This is a genomic window from Cryobacterium sp. MP_3.1, from assembly GCF_035984795.1.
GTDB lineage: Bacteria > Actinomycetota > Actinomycetes > Actinomycetales > Microbacteriaceae > Cryobacterium > Cryobacterium zongtaii.
The window spans coordinates 1-19,058 of sequence record NZ_JAXCHV010000009.1 but is presented as its reverse complement, the minus strand read 5'-3'; the positions used below and the strand labels follow the sequence as shown (position 1 = coordinate 19,058).

At 69.0% G+C, this 19,058-nt stretch carries 21 protein-coding genes; 16 read left to right on the top strand and 5 right to left on the bottom strand.

Annotated features, from left to right (window positions below):
* Positions 1 to 8 precede the first annotated feature (8 nt).
* Positions 9 to 404, bottom strand: coding sequence for a phage holin family protein (locus RCH12_RS07845; RefSeq protein WP_088457750.1), 396 nt, complete (start codon positions 402 to 404; stop codon positions 9 to 11).
* Positions 405 to 509: 105 nt separating this feature from the next.
* Here RCH12_RS07845 and RCH12_RS07840 point away from each other — a divergent pair, with 105 nt between their 5' ends.
* Genes RCH12_RS07840 through RCH12_RS07825 form a run of 4 tightly spaced genes read left to right on the top strand, consistent with a single transcriptional unit; the run spans position 510 to position 5,279 of the window.
* Positions 510 to 1,616, top strand: coding sequence for a histidinol-phosphate transaminase (locus tag RCH12_RS07840; RefSeq protein WP_327016546.1), 1,107 nt, complete (start codon positions 510 to 512; stop codon positions 1,614 to 1,616).
* A 10-nt stretch (positions 1,617 to 1,626) separates the two neighbouring features.
* On the top strand, positions 1,627 to 2,769 hold the full coding sequence (pdhA, locus tag RCH12_RS07835; RefSeq protein WP_243399260.1) for a pyruvate dehydrogenase (acetyl-transferring) E1 component subunit alpha: 1,143 nt from the start codon (positions 1,627 to 1,629) through the stop codon (positions 2,767 to 2,769).
* The gene (locus tag RCH12_RS07830) at positions 2,769 to 3,779 is read left to right on the top strand and encodes an alpha-ketoacid dehydrogenase subunit beta (protein ID WP_243399261.1); all 1,011 of its coding nucleotides are present in this window, start codon (positions 2,769 to 2,771) and stop codon (positions 3,777 to 3,779) included. Before pdhA ends, RCH12_RS07830 begins: the two co-directional genes overlap by 1 nt.
* 27 nt (positions 3,780 to 3,806) lie before the next feature.
* Positions 3,807 to 5,279, top strand: a complete 1,473-nt coding sequence (locus RCH12_RS07825) for a dihydrolipoamide acetyltransferase family protein (RefSeq protein WP_327016545.1) — start codon at positions 3,807 to 3,809, stop codon at positions 5,277 to 5,279.
* 146 nt (positions 5,280 to 5,425) lie between these two features.
* Here RCH12_RS07825 and RCH12_RS07820 read toward each other — a convergent pair whose 3' ends face one another.
* Genes RCH12_RS07820 through RCH12_RS07810 form a run of 3 tightly spaced genes read right to left on the bottom strand, consistent with a single transcriptional unit; the run spans position 5,426 to position 7,675 of the window.
* Entirely contained in the window at positions 5,426 to 6,229 is an 804-nt protein-coding gene (locus RCH12_RS07820; protein ID WP_327016544.1) for a putative protein N(5)-glutamine methyltransferase, read from the bottom strand.
* Between the two features lie 6 nt (positions 6,230 to 6,235).
* On the bottom strand, positions 6,236 to 7,009 hold the full coding sequence (locus RCH12_RS07815) for a tyrosine-protein phosphatase (RefSeq protein ID WP_327016543.1): 774 nt from the start codon (positions 7,007 to 7,009) through the stop codon (positions 6,236 to 6,238).
* Between the two features lie 9 nt (positions 7,010 to 7,018).
* Entirely contained in the window at positions 7,019 to 7,675 is a 657-nt protein-coding gene (locus RCH12_RS07810; protein ID WP_243399168.1) for a GNAT family N-acetyltransferase, read from the bottom strand.
* Between the two features lie 224 nt (positions 7,676 to 7,899).
* Between RCH12_RS07810 and RCH12_RS07805 the strand changes: the two genes are divergently transcribed.
* From RCH12_RS07805 to RCH12_RS07755, 11 genes are all read left to right on the top strand, one after another.
* On the top strand, positions 7,900 to 8,619 hold the full coding sequence (locus RCH12_RS07805; protein ID WP_103431320.1) for an AAA family ATPase: 720 nt from the start codon (positions 7,900 to 7,902) through the stop codon (positions 8,617 to 8,619).
* A gap of 61 nt (positions 8,620 to 8,680) precedes the next feature.
* Positions 8,681 to 9,736 (top strand): metal ABC transporter substrate-binding protein, encoded by a 1,056-nt coding sequence (locus tag RCH12_RS07800; protein WP_327016542.1) that lies wholly within the window; start codon positions 8,681 to 8,683, stop codon positions 9,734 to 9,736.
* Positions 9,737 to 9,743: 7 nt separating this feature from the next.
* Positions 9,744 to 10,535 carry a metal ABC transporter ATP-binding protein gene (locus tag RCH12_RS07795; protein WP_327016541.1) on the top strand — a complete coding sequence of 264 codons (792 nt, stop codon included), beginning with the start codon at positions 9,744 to 9,746 and terminating at the stop codon, positions 10,533 to 10,535.
* Entirely contained in the window at positions 10,536 to 11,432 is an 897-nt protein-coding gene (locus RCH12_RS07790) for a metal ABC transporter permease (protein ID WP_103431323.1), read from the top strand.
* On the top strand, positions 11,432 to 12,268 hold the full coding sequence (locus RCH12_RS07785; RefSeq protein WP_327016540.1) for a metal ABC transporter permease: 837 nt from the start codon (positions 11,432 to 11,434) through the stop codon (positions 12,266 to 12,268). The genes RCH12_RS07790 and RCH12_RS07785 overlap by 1 nt, the downstream gene beginning before the upstream one ends.
* Complete coding sequence (locus tag RCH12_RS07780) at positions 12,265 to 12,672, top strand: Fur family transcriptional regulator (RefSeq protein WP_174776366.1); 408 nt, start codon at positions 12,265 to 12,267, stop codon at positions 12,670 to 12,672. Before RCH12_RS07785 ends, RCH12_RS07780 begins: the two co-directional genes overlap by 4 nt.
* Positions 12,673 to 12,848: 176 nt before the next feature.
* A complete protein-coding gene (gene rpmB / locus RCH12_RS07775) occupies positions 12,849 to 13,085 on the top strand; it encodes a 50S ribosomal protein L28 (protein WP_066598603.1) in 237 nt (78 codons plus the stop codon).
* On the top strand, positions 13,085 to 13,252 hold the full coding sequence (gene rpmG / locus RCH12_RS07770) for a 50S ribosomal protein L33 (protein ID WP_066598602.1): 168 nt from the start codon (positions 13,085 to 13,087) through the stop codon (positions 13,250 to 13,252). Before rpmB ends, rpmG begins: the two co-directional genes overlap by 1 nt.
* 2 nt (positions 13,253 to 13,254) lie before the next feature.
* Positions 13,255 to 13,560, top strand: coding sequence for a 30S ribosomal protein S14 (rpsN, locus tag RCH12_RS07765; protein WP_035835254.1), 306 nt, complete (start codon positions 13,255 to 13,257; stop codon positions 13,558 to 13,560).
* Between the two features lie 315 nt (positions 13,561 to 13,875).
* Positions 13,876 to 14,163: an HU family DNA-binding protein gene (locus tag RCH12_RS07760; RefSeq protein WP_066598601.1), complete on the top strand. Its 288-nt coding sequence runs from the start codon at positions 13,876 to 13,878 to the stop codon at positions 14,161 to 14,163.
* A gap of 129 nt (positions 14,164 to 14,292) precedes the next feature.
* Entirely contained in the window at positions 14,293 to 16,269 is a 1,977-nt protein-coding gene (locus RCH12_RS07755; RefSeq protein ID WP_327016539.1) for a cytochrome c oxidase assembly protein, read from the top strand.
* Positions 16,270 to 16,302: 33 nt separating this feature from the next.
* On the opposite strand, the gene RCH12_RS07750 is transcribed toward RCH12_RS07755, so the two are convergent.
* Positions 16,303 to 17,373 (bottom strand): hypothetical protein, encoded by a 1,071-nt coding sequence (locus tag RCH12_RS07750; protein WP_327016538.1) that lies wholly within the window; start codon positions 17,371 to 17,373, stop codon positions 16,303 to 16,305.
* A 215-nt stretch (positions 17,374 to 17,588) separates the two neighbouring features.
* Here RCH12_RS07750 and RCH12_RS07745 point away from each other — a divergent pair, with 215 nt between their 5' ends.
* On the top strand, positions 17,589 to 18,902 hold the full coding sequence (locus RCH12_RS07745; protein WP_240632306.1) for an ATP-dependent DNA helicase: 1,314 nt from the start codon (positions 17,589 to 17,591) through the stop codon (positions 18,900 to 18,902).
* The last annotated feature ends 156 nt before the right edge of the window (positions 18,903 to 19,058 follow it).

The window sequence follows — 19,058 nt, the reverse complement described above, 5'->3', positions numbered from 1 at the left end:
GCGCGGGCCTAGGAGGTGGCGTTGTTCAGCGGCCGTACGAGCAGGCCGAACAGCCAGCTGACGATGCCCAGCACGAACGCGCCGAGTACGCCCCACCAGAAACTCTCGACGACCAGACCGAAACCGAGCAGGCCGGAGATCCACGCCACCAGCATCAGCAGCAGCCCGTTCACGATGAACGACAACAGGCCGAGGGTGAGCACATAGAGGGGGAACGCGACGATCCGCACGAACCCGCCGATGAACCCGTTGACGAACCCGAAGATCAGCGAGATCAGCAGGTAGGTGAGGACAACGGCCGTCGTGTCCGGTGCGTACGAGTCCACCCGCACACCCGCCACGATCAGTGTGGTCACCCAGAGGGCGACGGCGTTGACGATGAGCTTGATCAGGAAACTACCCATGCTTCCACTATGGCAGCCGGTGCCGGTCGCCGGGTGGGTTTCCGGTGCGGCATATACGGCCAGAGCATGCGGCACCGCGAATATGTCCCGGCGTAGACTCGCCGAGTGAGCCCTTCAGACCAGCCCTCGGTCCGCCTGCGCCCTGAGATCGTTGCGCTGCCGGCGTACCGGCAGGGCAAGGCGGCCAACGCCTCCGCCTTCAAGCTGTCCAGCAACGAGAACCCGTTCGACCCGCTGCCCGGCGTCGTCGACGCGGTGAACGCCGTCTCGGCCTTCAACCGGTACCCGGATGCCTCCGCCCTCGCTCTCCGCGAGCGGCTCGCGGCCCGGTACGGGCTGACCACCGACGAGGTGCACATCGGTGCCGGATCGGTGGCGCTGTTGTCGCAGCTGATCCTGGCCGCGGCCGGCCCCGGCGACGAGGTGCTCTACTCCTGGCGCTCGTTCGAGGCGTACCCGAGCCTGGTCACGGTCTCCGGTGCCACCAGTGTCACCGCACCCAACCGCGCCGACCACGGCCACGACCTGCCCGCGATGGCCGCGCTGATCACCCCGCGCACCCGCGTCGTGATCGTCTGCAGCCCCAACAACCCCACCGGCGTGATCGCCACGGCCGACGAATTCACGGCGTTCATGGAGCAGGTCCCCGCCGACCTGCTGGTGATCCTCGACGAGGCGTATGCCGAATTCGTCACCGACCCGGAAGCCGTCGACGGTACGACGCTGTTGGGGCGCTACCCGAACCTCGTCGTGCTGCGCACCTTCTCCAAGGCCTACGGCCTCGCGGGCCTCCGGGTCGGCTACGGCCTGGGCCCTGTCGGCATCCTCGACGCCGCCCGTGCCACCGCGATCCCGCTCTCGGTCACCGGGCAGGGTTCGGCCGCCGCGCTGGCCTCGCTGGACGCCGAACCCGAGCTGCTGGAACGGGTCGGCGTGATCGCCGAACGCCGCGACGGCATCCGTGCCGCCTTGGTGACCGCGGGGCTGAACGTCCCGCCGTCGCAGGCCAACTTCATCTGGCTGCCGCTGGGCGCGGCGACCGCGGCGACCACCGACCGTTTCACCGATGCCGGGCTCGTCGTCCGGCCCTTCCACCCGGAGGGTATCCGGGTCTCGATTGGCGAGGAGGAATCTGTGGCCACGCTCCTACGGATCGGCGCTGAGATTGTTCAGGATCTACCAACGGGGCACCCGGCCCGGCGGCTAGGTTAGTACGGTGCCAGTGACCTCCAACGACGCACCCGTGCGCACCCTGACCTCTCCCACCGTGCAGCTCCTGTCCACGGACGGCACGTTCTCGCCGTCCGAATCGGCGGCCGAGTTCCTGCCGTACTTCGAACGCCTCACCGAGGCCGACTACCGCAGGTTCTACCGCGACATGGTCGTCGTGCGGAAGTTCGACACCGAAGCGGCGAACCTGCAGCGCCAGGGCCAGCTCGCCCTCTGGGTGCCCAGCCACGGCCAGGAGGCCGCCCAGGTCGGCTCCGCCTACGCCACCCGCGCGCAGGACCACGTCTTCCCCTCCTACCGCGAGCACGTCGTCGGCATGATCCGGGGCCTGGACATGGTCGACATCCTCAGGATGCTCCGCGGCGTCACCCTCGGCGGTTGGACACCGGAGGAACACGGCAACTTCCACCTCTACACTCTGGTGCTCGCCTCGCAGACGCTGCACGCCACCGGCTACGCCATGGGCATGCAGCTGGACGGCGCCACCGCGACCGGCAACCCCGACACCGATGCGGCCGTGATCGTCTATTACGGCGACGGCGCCTCCTCCCAGGGCGACGCCAACGAGGCCCTGGTCTTCGCGGCCAGCTACCAGACCCCGCAGGTGTTCTTCATGCAGAACAACCACTGGGCCATCTCGGTGCCCGTCTCTCGCCAGTCCCGGACCCCGCTCTACCTGCGGGCCGGCGGCTTCGGCATGCCCGGCATCCAGGTCGACGGCAACGACGTGCTCGCCAGCTACGCCGTCACCGCCAAGGCCATGGACGACGCCCGCGCCGGCCACGGCCCGTCGCTGATCGAAGCGCTGACCTACCGCGTCGGCGCCCACACCACCGCCGACGACCCCACCAAGTACCGCGACCCCGACGAGCTGGCCTACTGGGTCGCCCGCGACCCGATCGTGCGCTTCCGCAGCTACCTCAAGGGCCTGGGTGTCGAGCAGGAGTTCCTCGACTCCGTCGACGAAGAGGCCGCAGACCACGCCGCGGATGTGCGCCGCCGCGCCCTGGAGATCACCTCACCCGACCGCTCCGTCATCTTCGACAACGTCTACGCCGAACCGCATCCGCTGGTCGCGGAGCAGAAGGCCTGGCTCGACGCCTACGAAACCTCCTTCGACGGGAGTGAGTCCTGATGACCATGCCGGAAACGACCGCCGCCGCGCCGACCAGCGCGAACCTGCCCATGGCCAAGGCCCTCAATGCGGGGCTGCGCCAGGCGATGCTGAACGACCCCAAGGTGCTCATGATGGGCGAGGACATCGGCCCGCTCGGCGGCGTCTTCAGGGTGACGGAGGGACTGCACGCCGAATTCGGTGAGAAGCGGGTGCTCGACACCCCGCTGGCCGAATCCGGCATCATCGGCACGGCCATCGGCCTGGCCATGCGCGGCTACCGGCCGGTCTGCGAGATCCAGTTCGACGGTTTCGTTTTCCCCGGCTTCGACCAGATCACCAGCCAGCTGGCCCGGATGCGCAACCGGCACGAGGGCGGCCTCACCATGCCCGTCGTCGTGCGGATTCCCTACGGCGGCCACATCGGTTCGATCGAGCACCACCAGGAAAGCCCGGAGGCGTACTTCGCGCACACCCCCGGCCTCCGCGTGGTGAGCCCGTCGAACCCGCACGACGCCTACTGGATGATGCAGGAGGCCATCGCGTCGAACGACCCGGTGATCTTCTTCGAACCCAAGAGCCGCTACTGGCCCAAGGGCGAGGTCGACTTCACCGCGGCCGGCACCCCGCTGCACGCCAGCCGGGTGGTGCGCACCGGCACCAGTGTCACCGTTGTCGGCCACGGCGCCATGGTGAGCGTGCTGCTGCAGGCCGCCGACCTCGCCGCGGCGGAGGGCATCAGCCTCGAGGTCATCGACCTGCGCTCGATCTCACCGATCGACTACACACCGATTCTCGAGTCCGTGCACAAGACCGGCCACCTCGTGGTGGCCCAGGAGGCCGCCGGCTTCGTCAGCGTCGGCTCCGAGATCGCCGCGACCGTCACCGAGCGGGCGTTCTACTCCCTCGAGGCCCCCGTGCTGCGGGTGTCCGGTTTCGACACCCCGTTCCCGCCCGCCGCGGTGGAGACGCACTTCCTTCCCAGCCCCGACCGGGTGCTCGAAGCCGTCGACCGCTCCCTCGCCTACTAATCATCCCCTTGCTGTGAAAGGCACCCCATGAGCGTCTCCCGATTCACCCTCCCCGACGTGGGCGAGGGCCTGACCGAGGCCGAAATCGTCGAGTGGAAGGTCGCCCCCGGCGACACCATCTCGATCAACCAGGTGCTCGTCGAGATCGAAACCGCCAAGTCGCTCGTTGAGCTGCCGTCGCCGTACGTCGGCGTCGTCGGCGAGATCCTCGTGCAGCCGGGCACCACCGTCGACGTGGGCACTGTGATCATCACGATCCTCTCCGAGGCCGGCGCCACCGACGACACCGCTGCGCCCGCACCGGATGCGCCCGCACCGGCCGACGACGACCTCACCGTGGCCGCCCAGGATGCCGGCGGCACCATCTCGCAGGAACCCGCCGAGGAGTCCCCGGCCGTGCTCGTGGGCCGCGGCGCCGCCGCGTCGATGCCCACCCGCCGACGCCGGCACGTGGTGCCGACGGCAGCGCACGAGGCTCTCGCGGCCGCACCGACCGCGCCTCCGCAGGGCGGCCCGGCTGCCTCGGGGCCGCGCTCCGCCACCGCCGCGACGGGACCGGCTCGTGCGACACCGCCGGCTCGACCGGCGCCCGCGCCCGCCGCATCCGCCAAGCCGGCCGGCGCCCCGGCACGCCCCGCCGGCCCGGTGATCACCAAGCCGCCGATCCGCAAGCTGGCCAAGGACCTCGGCGTCGACCTCAGCCAGGTGGAGCCCACCGGCCGGTTCGGTGACGTCACCCGCGAGGACGTGCTGCGCGAGGCCACCCAGGCCAGCGTGTTCCGCAACATCCAGACGCCGGAGTGGCCGACCGACCGCGAAGAGCACATCCCCGTGAAGGGCGTGCGCAAGGTGATCGCGCAGACCATGGTGCGCAGCGCCTTCACCGCCCCGCACGTGAGCCTGTTCGTCGACGTGGACGCCACCCGCACCATGGAGTTCGTCAAGCGGCTCAAGGTCTCCACCGATTTCGCCGGCGTCAAGGTGTCGCCGCTGCTGATCATGGCCAAGGCCATGATCTGGGCCGTGCGGCGCAACCCCACCGTCAACTCGGTCTTCACCGACGAGGAGATCGTGATCAAGCACTACGTGAACCTCGGCATCGCCGCGGCCACCCCGCGTGGACTGATCGTGCCCAACATCAAGGAAGCCCAGGACATGAGCCTGCTCGAGCTGGCCGGCGCCCTCGAGAAGCTCACCCTCACGGCCAGGGACGGCAAGACCAGCCCGGCCGAGATGGCCAACGGCACCATCACGATCACCAACATCGGTGTCTTCGGCATGGACACCGGCACCCCGATCCTCAACTCCGGCGAGGCCGGCATCGTGGCGCTGGGCACGATCAAGCTCAAGCCCTGGGTCGTCGACGGCGAGGTGCGCCCGCGCTTCGTCACCACCATCGGCGCAAGCTTCGATCACCGGGTGGTCGACGGCGACGTGGCCAGCCGGTTCCTGGCCGACGTGGCCAGCATCATCGAGGAGCCGGCGCTGCTCCTGGAGTAGCCGTGGCGGCCCCGGTTCGCGGTGGCCCATCGCGGCACTCACTGCACCTCGTACCGGCCAGCGCGCCCGCTAGAGCGGGCGCGGCGAGCCGCAGGAGGTGCAGTGACGGGAGAATTTTCACGCCTCCGGGCGCTGGACCCCGGGACTCAGGCCGAGCGAGCGCCGATCAATGCGGTGGCGCCGATCACGACCGTGGCGTCCAGCTTCCGCGAGTGCACGACGCGGGCGGTGAGGCCGTGCCGGGCGAAGATCGCCAGAGTCTGCGGCGCCTGACTGGAACTGGTCTCCACCAACAGCTGCCCGCCGGGGGCCAGCCACTCCGGGGCCGCCGCCACGAGCCGGCGCTGCACCTCGAGACCGTCCGGGCCGCCGTCGAGCGCGACCCTGGCCTCGTGCAGCCGCGCTTCGGGCGGCATCCGGGCGATGGCATCCGTGGGCACGTAGGGGGCGTTCGCCACAATGGCATCGATCCGCCCGAGCAGGGTGCGTGGCAGCGGAGCGAACAGGTCGCCGGTGAGGGCGGTGCCGCCGCGCGGAGCGAGGTTCTCCCGGGCGCATGCCGTGGCGGCCGGGTCGATGTCGACGGCGTAGAGCGTCAGCTCCGGTTCCGCGGTGAGGAGGGCGGCGCCGACCGCGCCGGTTCCACAGCACATGTCGACCACCACCGAACCGGGCCGGATGAGCCGGGCCGCCCGCTTCACCAGCAGGCCGGTGCGGCGGCGGGGCACGAACACCCCGGGCCGCACGGTGATGCGCAGGCCGCAGAACTGCACCCAGCCGAGGACCTGTTCGAGCGGCAGTCCGGATTCGCGCAGTCCGAGCAGCTGCTCCAGTTCGGCCGGTGTTCCTGCGGCCGCCGTCAGCAACCGGGCCTCGTCTTCGGCGAAGACGCAGCCGGCCGCGCGTAGGCGTTCGATCACTTCAATCGGGGAGGCGCGGCGCGGCGACATCGCGGCTCAGGCCGTGCGGCTCTGTCGCCAGCTGCGCAGGGTGGCCAGCTCGGTGTCGGTGATGCCCGCCGCGGCGAGCACTGCAGGCAGGTCGAGGCCTGCCAGGGCCGTGCGAAAGGCGCCCTCCGTTGTGGTGCCGAAGGATCGGCAGAGCGCCTCGCTTTCGGCCTCCTCGTGTGCCCGACCGGATGCGACGGCCCGTTGGTCGCCGCGGCGCACGGTTTCCAGGTAGTCGTCCACGATGGCCTCGGGCTCGGCGCCGGCGATGGTGAGCAGCAGGAGGGCGATCTGCCCGGTGCGGTCCCGGCCCGCCGCGCAGTGGAAGAGCACTCCGCCCGGTGCCGCCCGGGCCAGCGCCGCCAGCGCGGCCCCCGACCGTTCCGGCATCGCGGCCAGGTGCGGCAGGTAGTACAGCGCGGTGCCGACCAGGCCGTTGTCCCAGTAGTCCGCCCAGAATGCGGTGTTCTCCAGCCCGTCGAGGTCGACGGGCACCGTGGTGAGCCAGTCCGGTCGCGGTTGGCTGTCCTGGGCGCGCTCGCCGGGTTGGCGCAGATCGACGACGGTACGGATGCCCGCCGCGTAGAGCTGATCCCAGCCGGCGCGGGTGGTCTGGTCCAGGTTCTCCGACCTGAAGAACACGCCCGCCGCGGTCGTACCGCCGGTGCGGTACGGGATGCCGCCCAGGTCGCGGGCGTTCGCCAACCCAGCCACCGCCAGGAGCCGGTCGGCCGCGCGGGCAGGTGCCGGCGCTGACGGGGGTGTTGACGACGGCTCGTCCATCGACCCGGCCTAGAAGGTGATGGTGGACAGGAGGCGGACTGGGGGACGCGGATCGGTGCGGAGCCGGGCGTGGGTCTCCACATCGAAACGCTCGGTGCCGTACTTCAGTTTCTGCCGCTCGATGCCTTCGGCCGCGAAACCCGCCGTGGTGGCGACCCGGCAGGAGGCCGGATTGTTGGTGCGGTGGCCGAGCTCCAGCCTGTGCAGGCCCTGCTCGGTGAAGGCCCAGTCGGCGATCGAGGCGAGGGCGAGCGTCGCCAGGCCCTGGCCCCTGGCCTCGGCCGAAACCCAGTAGTAGACCCAGCCGGTTCCGTGCCGGTGTTCCATGCTGCCCACACCCACGTTGCCCACCGCGACGCCGTCGAGGCTGATCGCGAAGTTCTGCCGCGAGACCGTCGCGGGGGCGAGGTTCTCGGTGATGAAACTCTCGCAGCGCGCGACCGTCGACAGCTCGATCGCACCGACCTGGGCGGCCAGGTCGCCGCTCACGGTGAAGGCGGTTTGCAGACTGGTCGCGTCGTCGAGCCGCCACGGGCGCAGCATCGCCACCGGGGCGGGCGGCACCGACCGGTCAGCACGGCCGGCCCGGCTGGTCCGACCGAGGCGAGTGCGTGCGGGCAGGCTCCCGGCGGGCGGGGCGGTGCCCTTGCCGGCGCGTGCTCTCATGGCAACAGAGTAGACGGCGGGCGTCGCCACCGCGACTTGCCGCACTATTCCCCTGTGCGGGCTCTGAAACGGGAGTGTGCCCGATGTCACCGTCGGGCGCAGCGCCCGAGTTGCCGCAGAATCCCCCTTCGACACCGCTGACGGGGGTGTCTGCCGCAAGTCGGGGCCGCCGCACGGCGGCGAACCGGATGCGCGGATCGGCGCTCGGCGGGGGAGGATGGGGCATGGCCTTCGAGAGCACACCATTGCGCCGGATCGAGGAAGACCCGCAGCATCCGATGCCCAGGAACGCCTGGCCAGCCACCCTGCCGCCGGTGGCCCAGCTGCTTGAGACCGGAATCGACCTCGGGCCGGCCACGGTCTTCGTCGGAGAGAACGGCGCCGGCAAGTCCACGCTGGTGGAGGCCATCGCCCTGGCCTGGGGGCTCTCCCCGGAGGGCGGCTCCACCGGCGCACGCAACTCCACCCGGGTCAGCGAATCCTCGCTCCACGACCACCTGCGGTTGGTGCGCAGCGGCGGCAGCACCCGGCGCGGCTACTTTCTGCGCGCCGAGACCATGCACGGCTTCTTCACCTACCTGGAGGAGAACCCGGGCAGTGGGCCTGAGCCGCGCTTCCACGAGATCTCGCACGGGGAATCGTTCCTCGAGCTGGCCATCGACAAGTTCCGCGGCCGGGGCCTGTGGGTTCTCGACGAGCCCGAATCCGCACTCTCGTTCTCGGGCTGCCTGGCGCTGCTCGGACACCTCAAGGAGCTGCTGGCCGCGGGCGGTTCGCAGGTGGTCATGTCAACGCACTCGCCGTTGCTCGCCGCTCTGCCCGGTGCCCGGATCCTCGAGGTGGGCGAGTGGGGACTGCGCGAGATGGCCTGGCGCGACCTCGACCTGGTCACCAACTGGGCCAGCTTCCTCGACGCCCCTGAGCGATACCTGCGGCACCTCTGACCCGCCGGCATCGGCTCTAATGGTTTTGACAATCATTATCAATAGGCGTAGCGTTTCGATCGTGAAGACCCCCAGACTCCTCCTCCCCGCCCTGGCCGCCTCCGCCGCTCTCGTGCTGGCCGGATGCTCGACGACCGCCACCAACGCCGCGGGATCGGACGGCGACCTCAAGGTCGTCGCCACGACCACCCAGATCGCCGACCTCACCCGCAACATCGTCGGCGACACCGACGGCGTCACGATCACCCAGCTGATCCAGCCCAACCAGAGCGCGCACAGCTACGACCCGTCGGTCGCCGACCTCACCGCCCTGGGCGCGGCGGATGTGCTCGTGATCAACGGCGTCGGGCTCGAAGAGTGGCTCGACGACGCCATCGAGGCGTCCGGCTTCGACGGGGTCACCATCGACTCCGATGAGGGCATCACCATTCAGGGTGTCGAGGCCGGCCACGAGGACGAGGCCGAGCACGCCGACGACGCCGCGGACGCAGCAACGGACGACGCCACCGAGGAACCGACCGACGTGGCCGAGCACGACCACGCCGGCGGCAACCCGCACATCTGGACCGACGTGAAGAATGCCGAGACCATGGTCGCCACCATCGCCGACGGCCTGGCCGCCGCCAGCACCAGCCACGCCGCCGACTTCGAGGCCAATGAGGACGTCTACACCGGCCGGCTCGCCGAACTGGATGCCTGGATCCGCGAGAACGTCGATGCCGTCCCCTCCAGCGAGCGCCTACTGGTGAGCAACCACGACGCCTTTGGCTACTTCACCGCCGCCTACGGCATCACGTATGTCGGCAGCGTCATCCCCAGCTTCGACGACAACGCCGAGCCGAGCGCCGCCGAGATCGACGCCCTCGTGGCCGCGGTCAAGGCCACCGGCGTCAAGGCCGTCTTCTCGGAGGCCTCCATCAACCCGAAGGCGGCCGACACCATCGCCGCAGAGGCCGGCGTGGCGGTGTACTCCGGCGACGACGCCCTCTACGGTGACTCGCTCGGCCCGGCCGACAGCGACGGCGCCACCTACATCGCCACCCAGCTGCACAATGTGCGCCTCATCCTGGAGTCCTGGGGCGTGACGCCCAGCGCCGTACCCGCCGACCTGCAATAGTTGAACAGTGAACGAGAACCCTTCTCAGCAGCGGATGCCCGCACCGCTCGCCCTCCGCGTCTCCGGGGCCTCGTTCGCCTACGCCCAGACCCCGGCCCTGACCGGCATCGACTTCGATCTGCATCCCGGTGAGGCCGTCGCACTGATCGGGCCGAACGGCTCGGGCAAGTCCACCCTGCTCAAGGGCATCCTGGGCCTGATCCACCGCACAGAGGGCACCGTCGAGGTGCTCGGCCACGCCACTGCCCCGGCCGGCACCGTCGGCTACGTGCCGCAGACCGACGAGCTCGACCCGGAGTTCCCGGTCAGTCTCGAACAGGTCGTCATGATGGGCCGCTACCGCGAGCTCGGCTGGCTGCGCCTGCCCGGCAGGAAGGACCGCAAGGCCGTGGCAGCTGCGCTGGAGACCGTCGGCCTCGACCACCTCGCCACAACCCGGTTCGGCGAACTCTCCGGCGGCCAACAGCAGCGCGGCCTACTCGCCCGCGCCGTGGCGGCCGGCCCCCGGCTGCTGCTGCTCGACGAACCCTTCAACGGCCTCGACCAGTCCAATCGGGACGCCCTCGTCGGCACCGTCGACCGGCTCAAGGCCGAGGGCGTCGCCGTGCTCGTGTCCACCCACGACCTCGAACTGGCCCGCGCCGTCTGCGAGCGAGTGCTGCTGCTCAACGGCAACCAGGTCGCCTTCGGACCACGCGAGAGTGTGCTCACCCTCGACAACGTGCAGCGCACCTTCCACGAGGTCGGCGTCGAGATTGACCAGCACACGCTCGTCGTTCCCGGCCACGAAGGCCACTGAATGGCCGACCTGCTCGGACCCCTCTTCACCGCGTTCACCCTGCCGTTCATGGCGCGGGCGCTGGTGGTGCTGCTCGCCCTCAGCCTCGTCGCCGGCGTCGTCGGAGTGCTCGTCAACCTGCGCAGCCTCGAATTCATCAGTGACGGCCTCACCCACTCCGTCTTCCCCGGCATCGCCATCGGCTTCGTCTGGGGCGGCCGCGAGGGACTCTTCGTCGGCGCCATGATCGCCGCCATCCTGGCCGCGGTCGTGCTCACCGTGATCACCCGGCGGGCCGTGTCGGGGGATGCGGCGATCGCGATCGTCTTCACGGCCATGTTCAGCATCGGCATCCTGGTGGTCTCCCGCCAGACCAACTACGCCGGTCAGCTCGAACAGCTGCTCTTCGGCCGACTGCTCACGGTCACGGCCGCCGAGGTGACCCAGACGCTGGTGATCTGCGCCATCGCTCTGCTGCTGGTGGGCCTCACCCTCAAGCAGCAGGTGTTCCGGGCGTTCGACCGCACCGCGTTCGCCGCGGCCGGCTACCGGCCGCTGCTGCTCGACCTGGTGTTGAACGTCGCCATCGCCCTCGTGGTGGTGGCCGCGTCGAGCGCCGTCGGCAATCTGCTCGTCCTTGCCGTGCTCATCGTGCCCGGTGCCGTGGCCCGGCTGGTCACGGTGCGGCTCTGGGCTCTGTTCCCGCTCGCGGCCGGCTTCGCCGCCCTGTGCTCCTGGGTGGGCTTGACGCTCGGCTTCGAAGCCTCCGTTTCCGCCGGCATCGACCTGCCCAGCGGCGCCACCGTGGTGCTGGTGCTCGTGGCCGGCTACCTGCTGGTGCTCCTCGGCCGCCTCGCGGTTGACCGGATACGCCGCCCCGCCCAGCCGGCCGTCGATCCGGAACCGGTGACCGCCTGATGGGCTACTTCGAGAAGGCCCTGCTCGCCGCAGCCGTCATCGGCGCGCTGAGCGGCCTGGTCGGCACCCTGGTGCTGCTGCGCCGGCGCACCTTCTTCGCCCAGGCGCTCACCCACGCCACGTTCCCCGGTGCCGTCGCGGCGGCGTTGCTGGGAGTGAGCATCCCGCTGGGGGCCGCCGTCGCCAGCGCCGTGATCGTGGCGGTGATGACCCTCCTCGGCCGGGTGCGCCGCCAGGGCAGCCAGGTCGCGTCGGGGATCATGCTGACCGCCGGGTTCGCGCTCGGTGTGCTGCTCCAGGCACTCAACCCGTCGTTGCCCGTGCACGTGGAGTCCTACCTGGTCGGCTCCATGCTCACCGTCACCGACGGCGACGTGATTCTGGCCGCCTCGGTGCTGACCGCGGCGGTGCTCGCGGCCGTTCTCTTCGGCAAGGAGATCCTGTTCTCCACCTTCGACCGCACCGGCTTCCGGGCCGCCGGGTACCGGGAGTGGCCGATTGAGCTTCTCACGCTGGTGCTCATCGCCGCCACTGTCGTGACGGCGATGCCCGCGGTGGGCGCCATCCTCGCCATCGCCCTGATCGCCGCCCCCGCCGCGGCCGCCCGACTGCTGATGCGGACCGTGCCGGGAATCGTCCTGCTCGCCCCTCTCATCGGCGCCGGATCCGGGGTCGTCGGCGTGTTGCTGTCCCGCATTCTCGATGTGGCGGCGGGGCCCGCCATCGCGCTCACCGCCGCGGCCTGCTTCCTTCTCGCACTGGGGGCACGCTCATTGCGTGCGCGCGCCGGTGGCGTTCCCACTCCTGTCCGCGCCGGGCTACGGTTGGAATCATGAAGCGAAACACCTGGCAGCGAGAGGCCGTGCGCACCGAGCTCGGCCGCGTCGAGGGGTTTGTCAGCGCCCAGGGCCTGCACTCGGCTCTGCACACCAGCGGTTCCCCGATCGGCCTGGCCACGGTCTACCGTGCGCTCGCCGACCTGGCACTGGAGGGCGACGCCGATTCGCTGCAGTCGCCCGACGGCGAGAGCCTGTACAGGGCGTGCAGCACCACGGATCACCATCACCACCTGATCTGCCGCAACTGCGGACTCACCGTCGAGATCGAGGTGGACGCCATCGAGAACTGGGCCACCGAGGAGGCGGCCAAGCACGGTTTCACCGAAGCCGCCCACGTCATCGACATCTTCGGCCTGTGCGCGGCGTGCACCGCGCTTGCATCGGACCGCCCCACCCCGTAGGCTGGGTAGCTGCTGCGCATATCTGTGCGTGCATTGCTTGTTCGTGACTTTTCCTCCCACCGAATCAGCCGCTGAAATTCACCTTTCGGCAGGCCGCTTCAGGGTGGAATCCAACGCGAACCGGCCGACAAGAGATCTTGGGAAGGGCATTCGCCCTTCGGTATTGGAGGAAAACCATGGCAGCAACCTGCCAGGTGACCGGAGCCGTTCCCGGCTTTGGACACAACATTTCGCACTCGCACCGGCGCACCAAGCGCCGTTTCGACCCGAACGTGCAGACCAAGAAGTACTTCGTGCCGTCGCTTCGCCGCAACGTCACGTTGACCCTCTCGGCAAAGGGCATCAAGGTTATTGATGCTCGCGGCATTGAGTCGGTCGTCAAGGACCTGCTCGCACGTGGGGAGAAAATCTAATGGCTAAGGCTCAGGACGTACGTCCGATCATCAAGCTGCGTTCGACGGCAGGAACCGGTTACACCTACGTGACCAAGAAGAACCGTCGCAACAACCCCGACCGTCTCGTACTCAAGAAGTACGACCCCGTAGTGCGCAAGCACGTTGACTTCCGTGAGGAGCGCTAAAAATGGCGAAGAAGAGCATGATTGCCAAGAACAACCAGCGCAAGGTCATCGTTGAGCGTTACGCCGCGAAGCGCCTCGAGCTGAAGAAGGCTCTTGTCGACCCGGCCGGCACCGACGAGTCCCGTGAAGAGGCTCGCAAGGGCCTCCAGAAGCTGCCCCGCAACGCCTCGCCGGTTCGCCTGCGCAACCGCGACGCGGTTGACGGTCGTCCCCGTGGCCACCTCTCCAAGTTCGGCATCTCGCGCGTACGTTTCCGCGACATGGCGCACCGCGGCGAGCTGCCCGGCATCACCAAGTCCAGCTGGTAACCAGCTACTGATCGCGTAACCGCGAACAGCGCAGTATCAACAGGGGATGCCCGACTTCGGTCGGACATCCCCTGTTCTGCGTCTACGCCCGAACGGCACCGTCGTCCCCGTACGGGGGCGCACAGTTCGCGCACAGCACAAACACACCCCAATACGACGGGCAAAGCGTCCCGAAACGCCGTAAATCCGCGGAATCTCGCGGATCAATGCTAGATTCAACGCGGTCGAACCGACCAACGGAGGCGTTGTCTCAACGTCGCCCGCTTCACGTGAATACCTGTTTTTTTACAGACGAAGGTCCGAGGAGGACACTCAATGGCTGACAAGTCGCTGAACAAGACCGAGCTCGTTGCCAAGGTTGCCGCAGATTCTGGCCAGAGCCAGGCTGCTGTCGACGGCGTTCTGAACGCTTTCTTTGCAACCCTCGCCGACACCGTTGCGAACGACGGCAAGGTCACCATCCCGGGATGGCTCGGCGTCGAGCGCACCGCAACCGCCGCTCGCACCGGCCGCAACCCGCAGACCGGCGAAGAAATCGCCATTGCTGCCGGCCACCGCGTCAAGCTGACCGCTGGTAGCAAGCTCAAGGCTGCCGCCAAGTAGGTTTCAGCTTTTGTAGTGCCGGTGGGCGTCGACTTCGGTCGGCGCCCACCGCTCGTTAACCGGCGGCGCCCGGCTGCGCGGTGGCCGGCCACGGCGGGTTCGGCGTCCCCCGCCGGTTAAGCTGGAGTGGTGCCCCGTTATGTGCGAATCATCGGGCCGGCAGCCCTGCTGCTGGCCGCGATTGTGGCGACGGTGGCGGGCCTGGTCTACGGCGGCGGCGCCGAGGCCCAGCTGCTCGCCGATCCCGGCGCTGTGGTGCGATGGGGCCTTCCGGTGGCCAAGCTGCTTGTCAACCTCGGCGCGGCCGGCACCCTCGGTGCCCTGGTCCTGACCTGTTTCGCCCTGAGCCCGAAGGAACGGGAGTACGGCACCGCCATCGACCTGGCCGCCGGCTCCGCCGCGTTCCTCACCATCGCGTCGGCGATCACCGGTTTCCTCACCTTCCTCCAGGTCACCAACGCGACGATCAGCTTCAACGACACCTTCAGCGCCACGGTCGGTCAGTTCTTCAGCCAGATCGAGCTCGGCCAGGCCTGGCTGTCCACCACCCTGATCGCCGCCGCCGTCACCGTGCTCTGCTTCGCCGTGCGCAACCAGACCGCGCTGGTCTTCGTCACCGTGCTCGCCCTGCTCGCGCTGCTGCCGATGGCCCAGCAGGGCCACTCCGCCGGCGCCGAGGGCCATGACGCGGCCATCACGGCGCTGGGCCTGCACCTGGTCTTCGCAGCCGTATGGCTGGGCGGAATTCTCACCATCGTCCTGCTGCACAACCAGCTGTCGTCCACGCGCCTGCGTGAGGTCGTCGGCCGGTATTCCACCCTCGCGCTGGTCAGCTTCGTGGTCGTCGCCGCCTCCGGCTACGTCAGCGCCGAGCTGCGCGTGGGCAGCTGGGACCGGCTGCTCACCGGCTACGGCGTCCTGGTGCTCGCCAAGGTGGCGCTGCTGCTCGTGCTCGGCGGCTTCGGCGTGCTGCAGCGCCGATACCTGATCGGCCGGATGCGCACCGGCGCCGGCCGCACCGACACTTTCTTCTGGTGGCTCGTGGTGGGCGAGATCGCGTTCATGGGCCTGGCCAGCGGCGTGGCCGCTGCCCTCGCCCGAACGGCCACCCCGGTCGCCCAGGTGGTCACCACGGCGATCCCCACCGCCACCCCGGCGCAGATCCTCACCGGCGAGCCCCTGCCGCCCGAGCTCACCTTCGCCAGGTACTTCACCGAGTGGAACTTCGATCTCGCCTGGGTGCTGTTCTGCGCGTTCGGCATCTTCTTCTACCTCGCCGGGGTGCGGCGGCTGCGCCGCCGCGGCGACAGCTGGCCGTTGCACCGCACCATCTTCTGGACGCTGGGCATGGTCACCCTGTTCTACATCACCAACGGCGGCGTGAACGTCTACGAGAAGTACCTCTTCTCCACCCACATGCTCGCGCACATGGCCCTGACGATGCTGGTGCCGGTGCTACTGGTTCCCGGCGCTCCGGTCACCCTGGCGGCCCGCGCCATCCGGATGCGCCGCGACGGCAGCCGGGGCCCCCGTGAGTGGATCCTGCTGGCCGTGCACTCGCGCTTCGCCGGCATCATCTCGAACCCGATCGTGGCCGCGGTGCTCTTCGCCGGGTCGCTGTGGGTGTTCTACTACACGTCGCTGTTCAGCTGGGCGACGACGGACCACATCGGCCACCAGTGGATGATCGTGCACTTCCTGATCACCGGCTACCTGTTCGTGCAGTCCCTGATCGGCATCGACCCGGTGCCGTTCCGCCTGCCGTACACGTTCAGGCTGTTGCTGCTGCTGGGCACCATGGCGTTCCACGCCTTCTTCGGCCTGGCCCTGATGACCGGCACCGGCCTGCTCCTCGCGGACTGGTACGGCGCCATGGGCCGTGACTGGGGGCTGAACGCCCTGGCCGACCAGCAGGCCGGCGGCGGGATCGCCTGGAGCGTCGGCGAGATCCCCACCATCGCGTTGGCCATCATCGTGGCCATCCAGTGGGGCCGCAGCGACGACAAGGAAACCAAGCGCCGGGACCGCAACGCCGACCGCACCGGCGAGGCCGAGCTCAACGACTACAACGACCGCCTCGCCCGCCTGGCAGCGCACGACAGATAGCGCCGGACCGGGCCCCGGAGCCGGCACCCGCCGCTAGCGCAGCTGGATGGCCAGGGCGCCGTCGGGCTGGATCGTGACGGAGAGGGCCACCGAGAACGGCACATCCTCATCGCGGGTGCTCAGATCGCCGTCGTACAGGGACTGCACGTCGACCACGATGTGTGCCTGGCCGCCGGTGCTGGGCATATCGAAGGCCGTCTCGCCGGCCGTGAGGACGACCTCCGGGTACTGCGCGATCGACCATGCCGGGGCGGACTTGACCCTGTTGTCGATCTCGATGCCAAAGGGACAGTTCGACGGTTGCAGCACCTGCTGGGTGGCGCACTCGTCGAGGAACTCATTGAGCTTGGTCTGCACCTGGCCGGTGAAGGTCGTGTTGGGCACCGCGTCCACCGTGACGTCGGCGGCACCGGAGGCCACGACGGGCACACTCTGCACGGGCGCGGTCAGCAACGTCGAATCGTGGGAGATGTCGTAGACCGCCGGAGCGAAGGCCAGGTACGAACCCCGGTTCGAGAACGTGATCGGTGCGTCGGCCGCGGCATGGGCCCGGGTGTCGAGGGTGAGTCCGTTCACCGAGAAGTCGGCCTCGTGCAACACCGTCACCTGCAGCACCGCCAGGGGACTCGCGGCGAAGCCCCAGGTGCTGAACAGGCCGGCAACGGTGCCGAGGCGTTCCACGGTGAACTCCATCGAGGTCTGGGTGCCGTCCAGACGAAAGTCGAACACCACGGTGTGCTGGCTCTTCTGGCCCAGCTCGGTGTCCGCGGAGCTGGCCGTGTCGCTGACGAATTCGATGTCGGTGATCGAGCCCAGCACCGACGGACGTAGCAGCGTGCGCGGCAGGTCCCGGGGGAGACCGGCCGCTTCGAGGTCGGCATCCGTCGGTTCGGCGCCGGGAAGTGCCAGCGCGGTGTCGGTGTTGTGCGTGGCCAGCGCGTCGAGGTACTGCCGCACGAACCCGCCGGCGCTGTACAGATCGCGGTTGAGAGCGCCGATGGTGGCGACCAGGGCGGCGCCGAGCAGGGCGCAGATAACGCAGACCGCGAGCGTGGCACGCAGATAGCGCGCCCGCCGCACCCCGTTACCGACCCCGTAGCTCACCTCCACATCCTACGGGGGCCACCTCCGAGCTCGGTGCGGCTGCGCCGCTTGATGCCGGCCGGGCTGACCGGTGCACCGGGTCGAGCTCGGTGAGTTATCCACCGGCAGGCCGGGGCGCGGGTCGTGGGCCCGGCCGGACGGTTACAGTGGAAGGGAAACGTGATGCTTCTCGTGCCTTCGCGCCGCATCGCCCCGCATCCCACCGAAAGTTCCCCGTGACCGCGCTTCCCCCCGAAATTCCGCTTTCGCGCGAGCAGGCCGAGGTGTTCGCCGCCATTGAGGGCACCAAGCAGAACGTCTTCGTCACCGGTCGGGCCGGCACCGGTAAGTCCACGCTGCTCAACCACCTCTCCTGGAATACCAGTAAGCAGATCGTCATCGCGGCGCCGACCGGCGTCGCCGCCCTGAACGTGGGCGGTCAGACCCTGCACTCGTTGTTCCGGCTGCCGATCGGGGTCATCGCCGATCACGCGATCGACCAGAACGATCAACTGCGCAAGCTGCTCAACACGATCGACACCGTGGTCATCGACGAGGTCTCCATGGTCAACGCCGACCTGATGGATGCCATCGACCGCAGCCTTCGCCAGGCCAGGCAACGCCCGCACGATACCTTCGGCGGCGTTCAGATCGTGCTCTTCGGCGACCCGTATCAGCTCGCACCGGTGCCGGGGGACCCCGAGGAACGTGCCTACTTCGCCGACACCTACCGCTCGATGTGGTTCTTCGACGCGAAGGTGTGGCAGAGCGCCGAGCTGAAGATCTTCGAACTCACCGAGATCCACCGTCAGCACGATGCCGGCTTCAAGACGATGCTCAATGCGGTGCGCTACGGCCAGGTGACGCCCGAGATCGGTGGGGCACTCAACGGTGCGGGTGCCCGCACCCCGCCGAGCGAGGGAGTCATCACGCTGGCCACCCGCAACGACGCGGTCAATCGCATCAACGCTGCCGCGCTCAAGCGACTGTCCGGCAAGTCCCTCTCGGCCAAAGCCGAGGTCACCGGCGACTTCGGTGGACGCACCTACCCGGCCGACGAGGTTCTCGAACTCAAGGTCGGTGCCCAGGTGATGTTCCTCCGCAACGACAACCCGCTCGACGGGGGTCCTCGCTGGGTGAACGGCACCATCGGCACCGTGACACGGGTCGACTCCACCGTGTACGTCGACATCGACGGCACCACCCACGAGGTGGAGCCCACGGTGTGGGAGAAGTTCAAGTACACCTACAACGCGGCGACGAAAAAGCTCAGCAAGGATGTCGTGGCCGAGTTCACCCAGTTCCCGCTGCGGCTGGCCTGGGCGGTCACGATCCACAAGTCGCAGGGCGCCACCTACGAGCGGGCGATCGTCGACCTCGGCACCCGGGTGTTCAGTCCCGGCCAGACCTATGTGGCGCTGAGCCGGCTGACCAGCCTGAACGGCCTCTACCTCACCCGGCCGTTGCGCCCGAGCGACATCATCGTCGACGAGAACGTGCTCCGTTTCATGGAGGGCCTGCGCGTCACCCCCGCCGTCGAGGGCGCCTGACCCCCTCCCGGACAACCCGTCGATTGGGCCTGGCCTAGGACGGCAACGGCCGCTGCCCACCCGTGGCAGGGTTTTTGCTGGGTATTTCGATGAGTGTTTGGCCGGGGTCGATGGTGGCCGGTGGTCGGAGCCAGTATTGGCTTTGGTGTTCGAGGA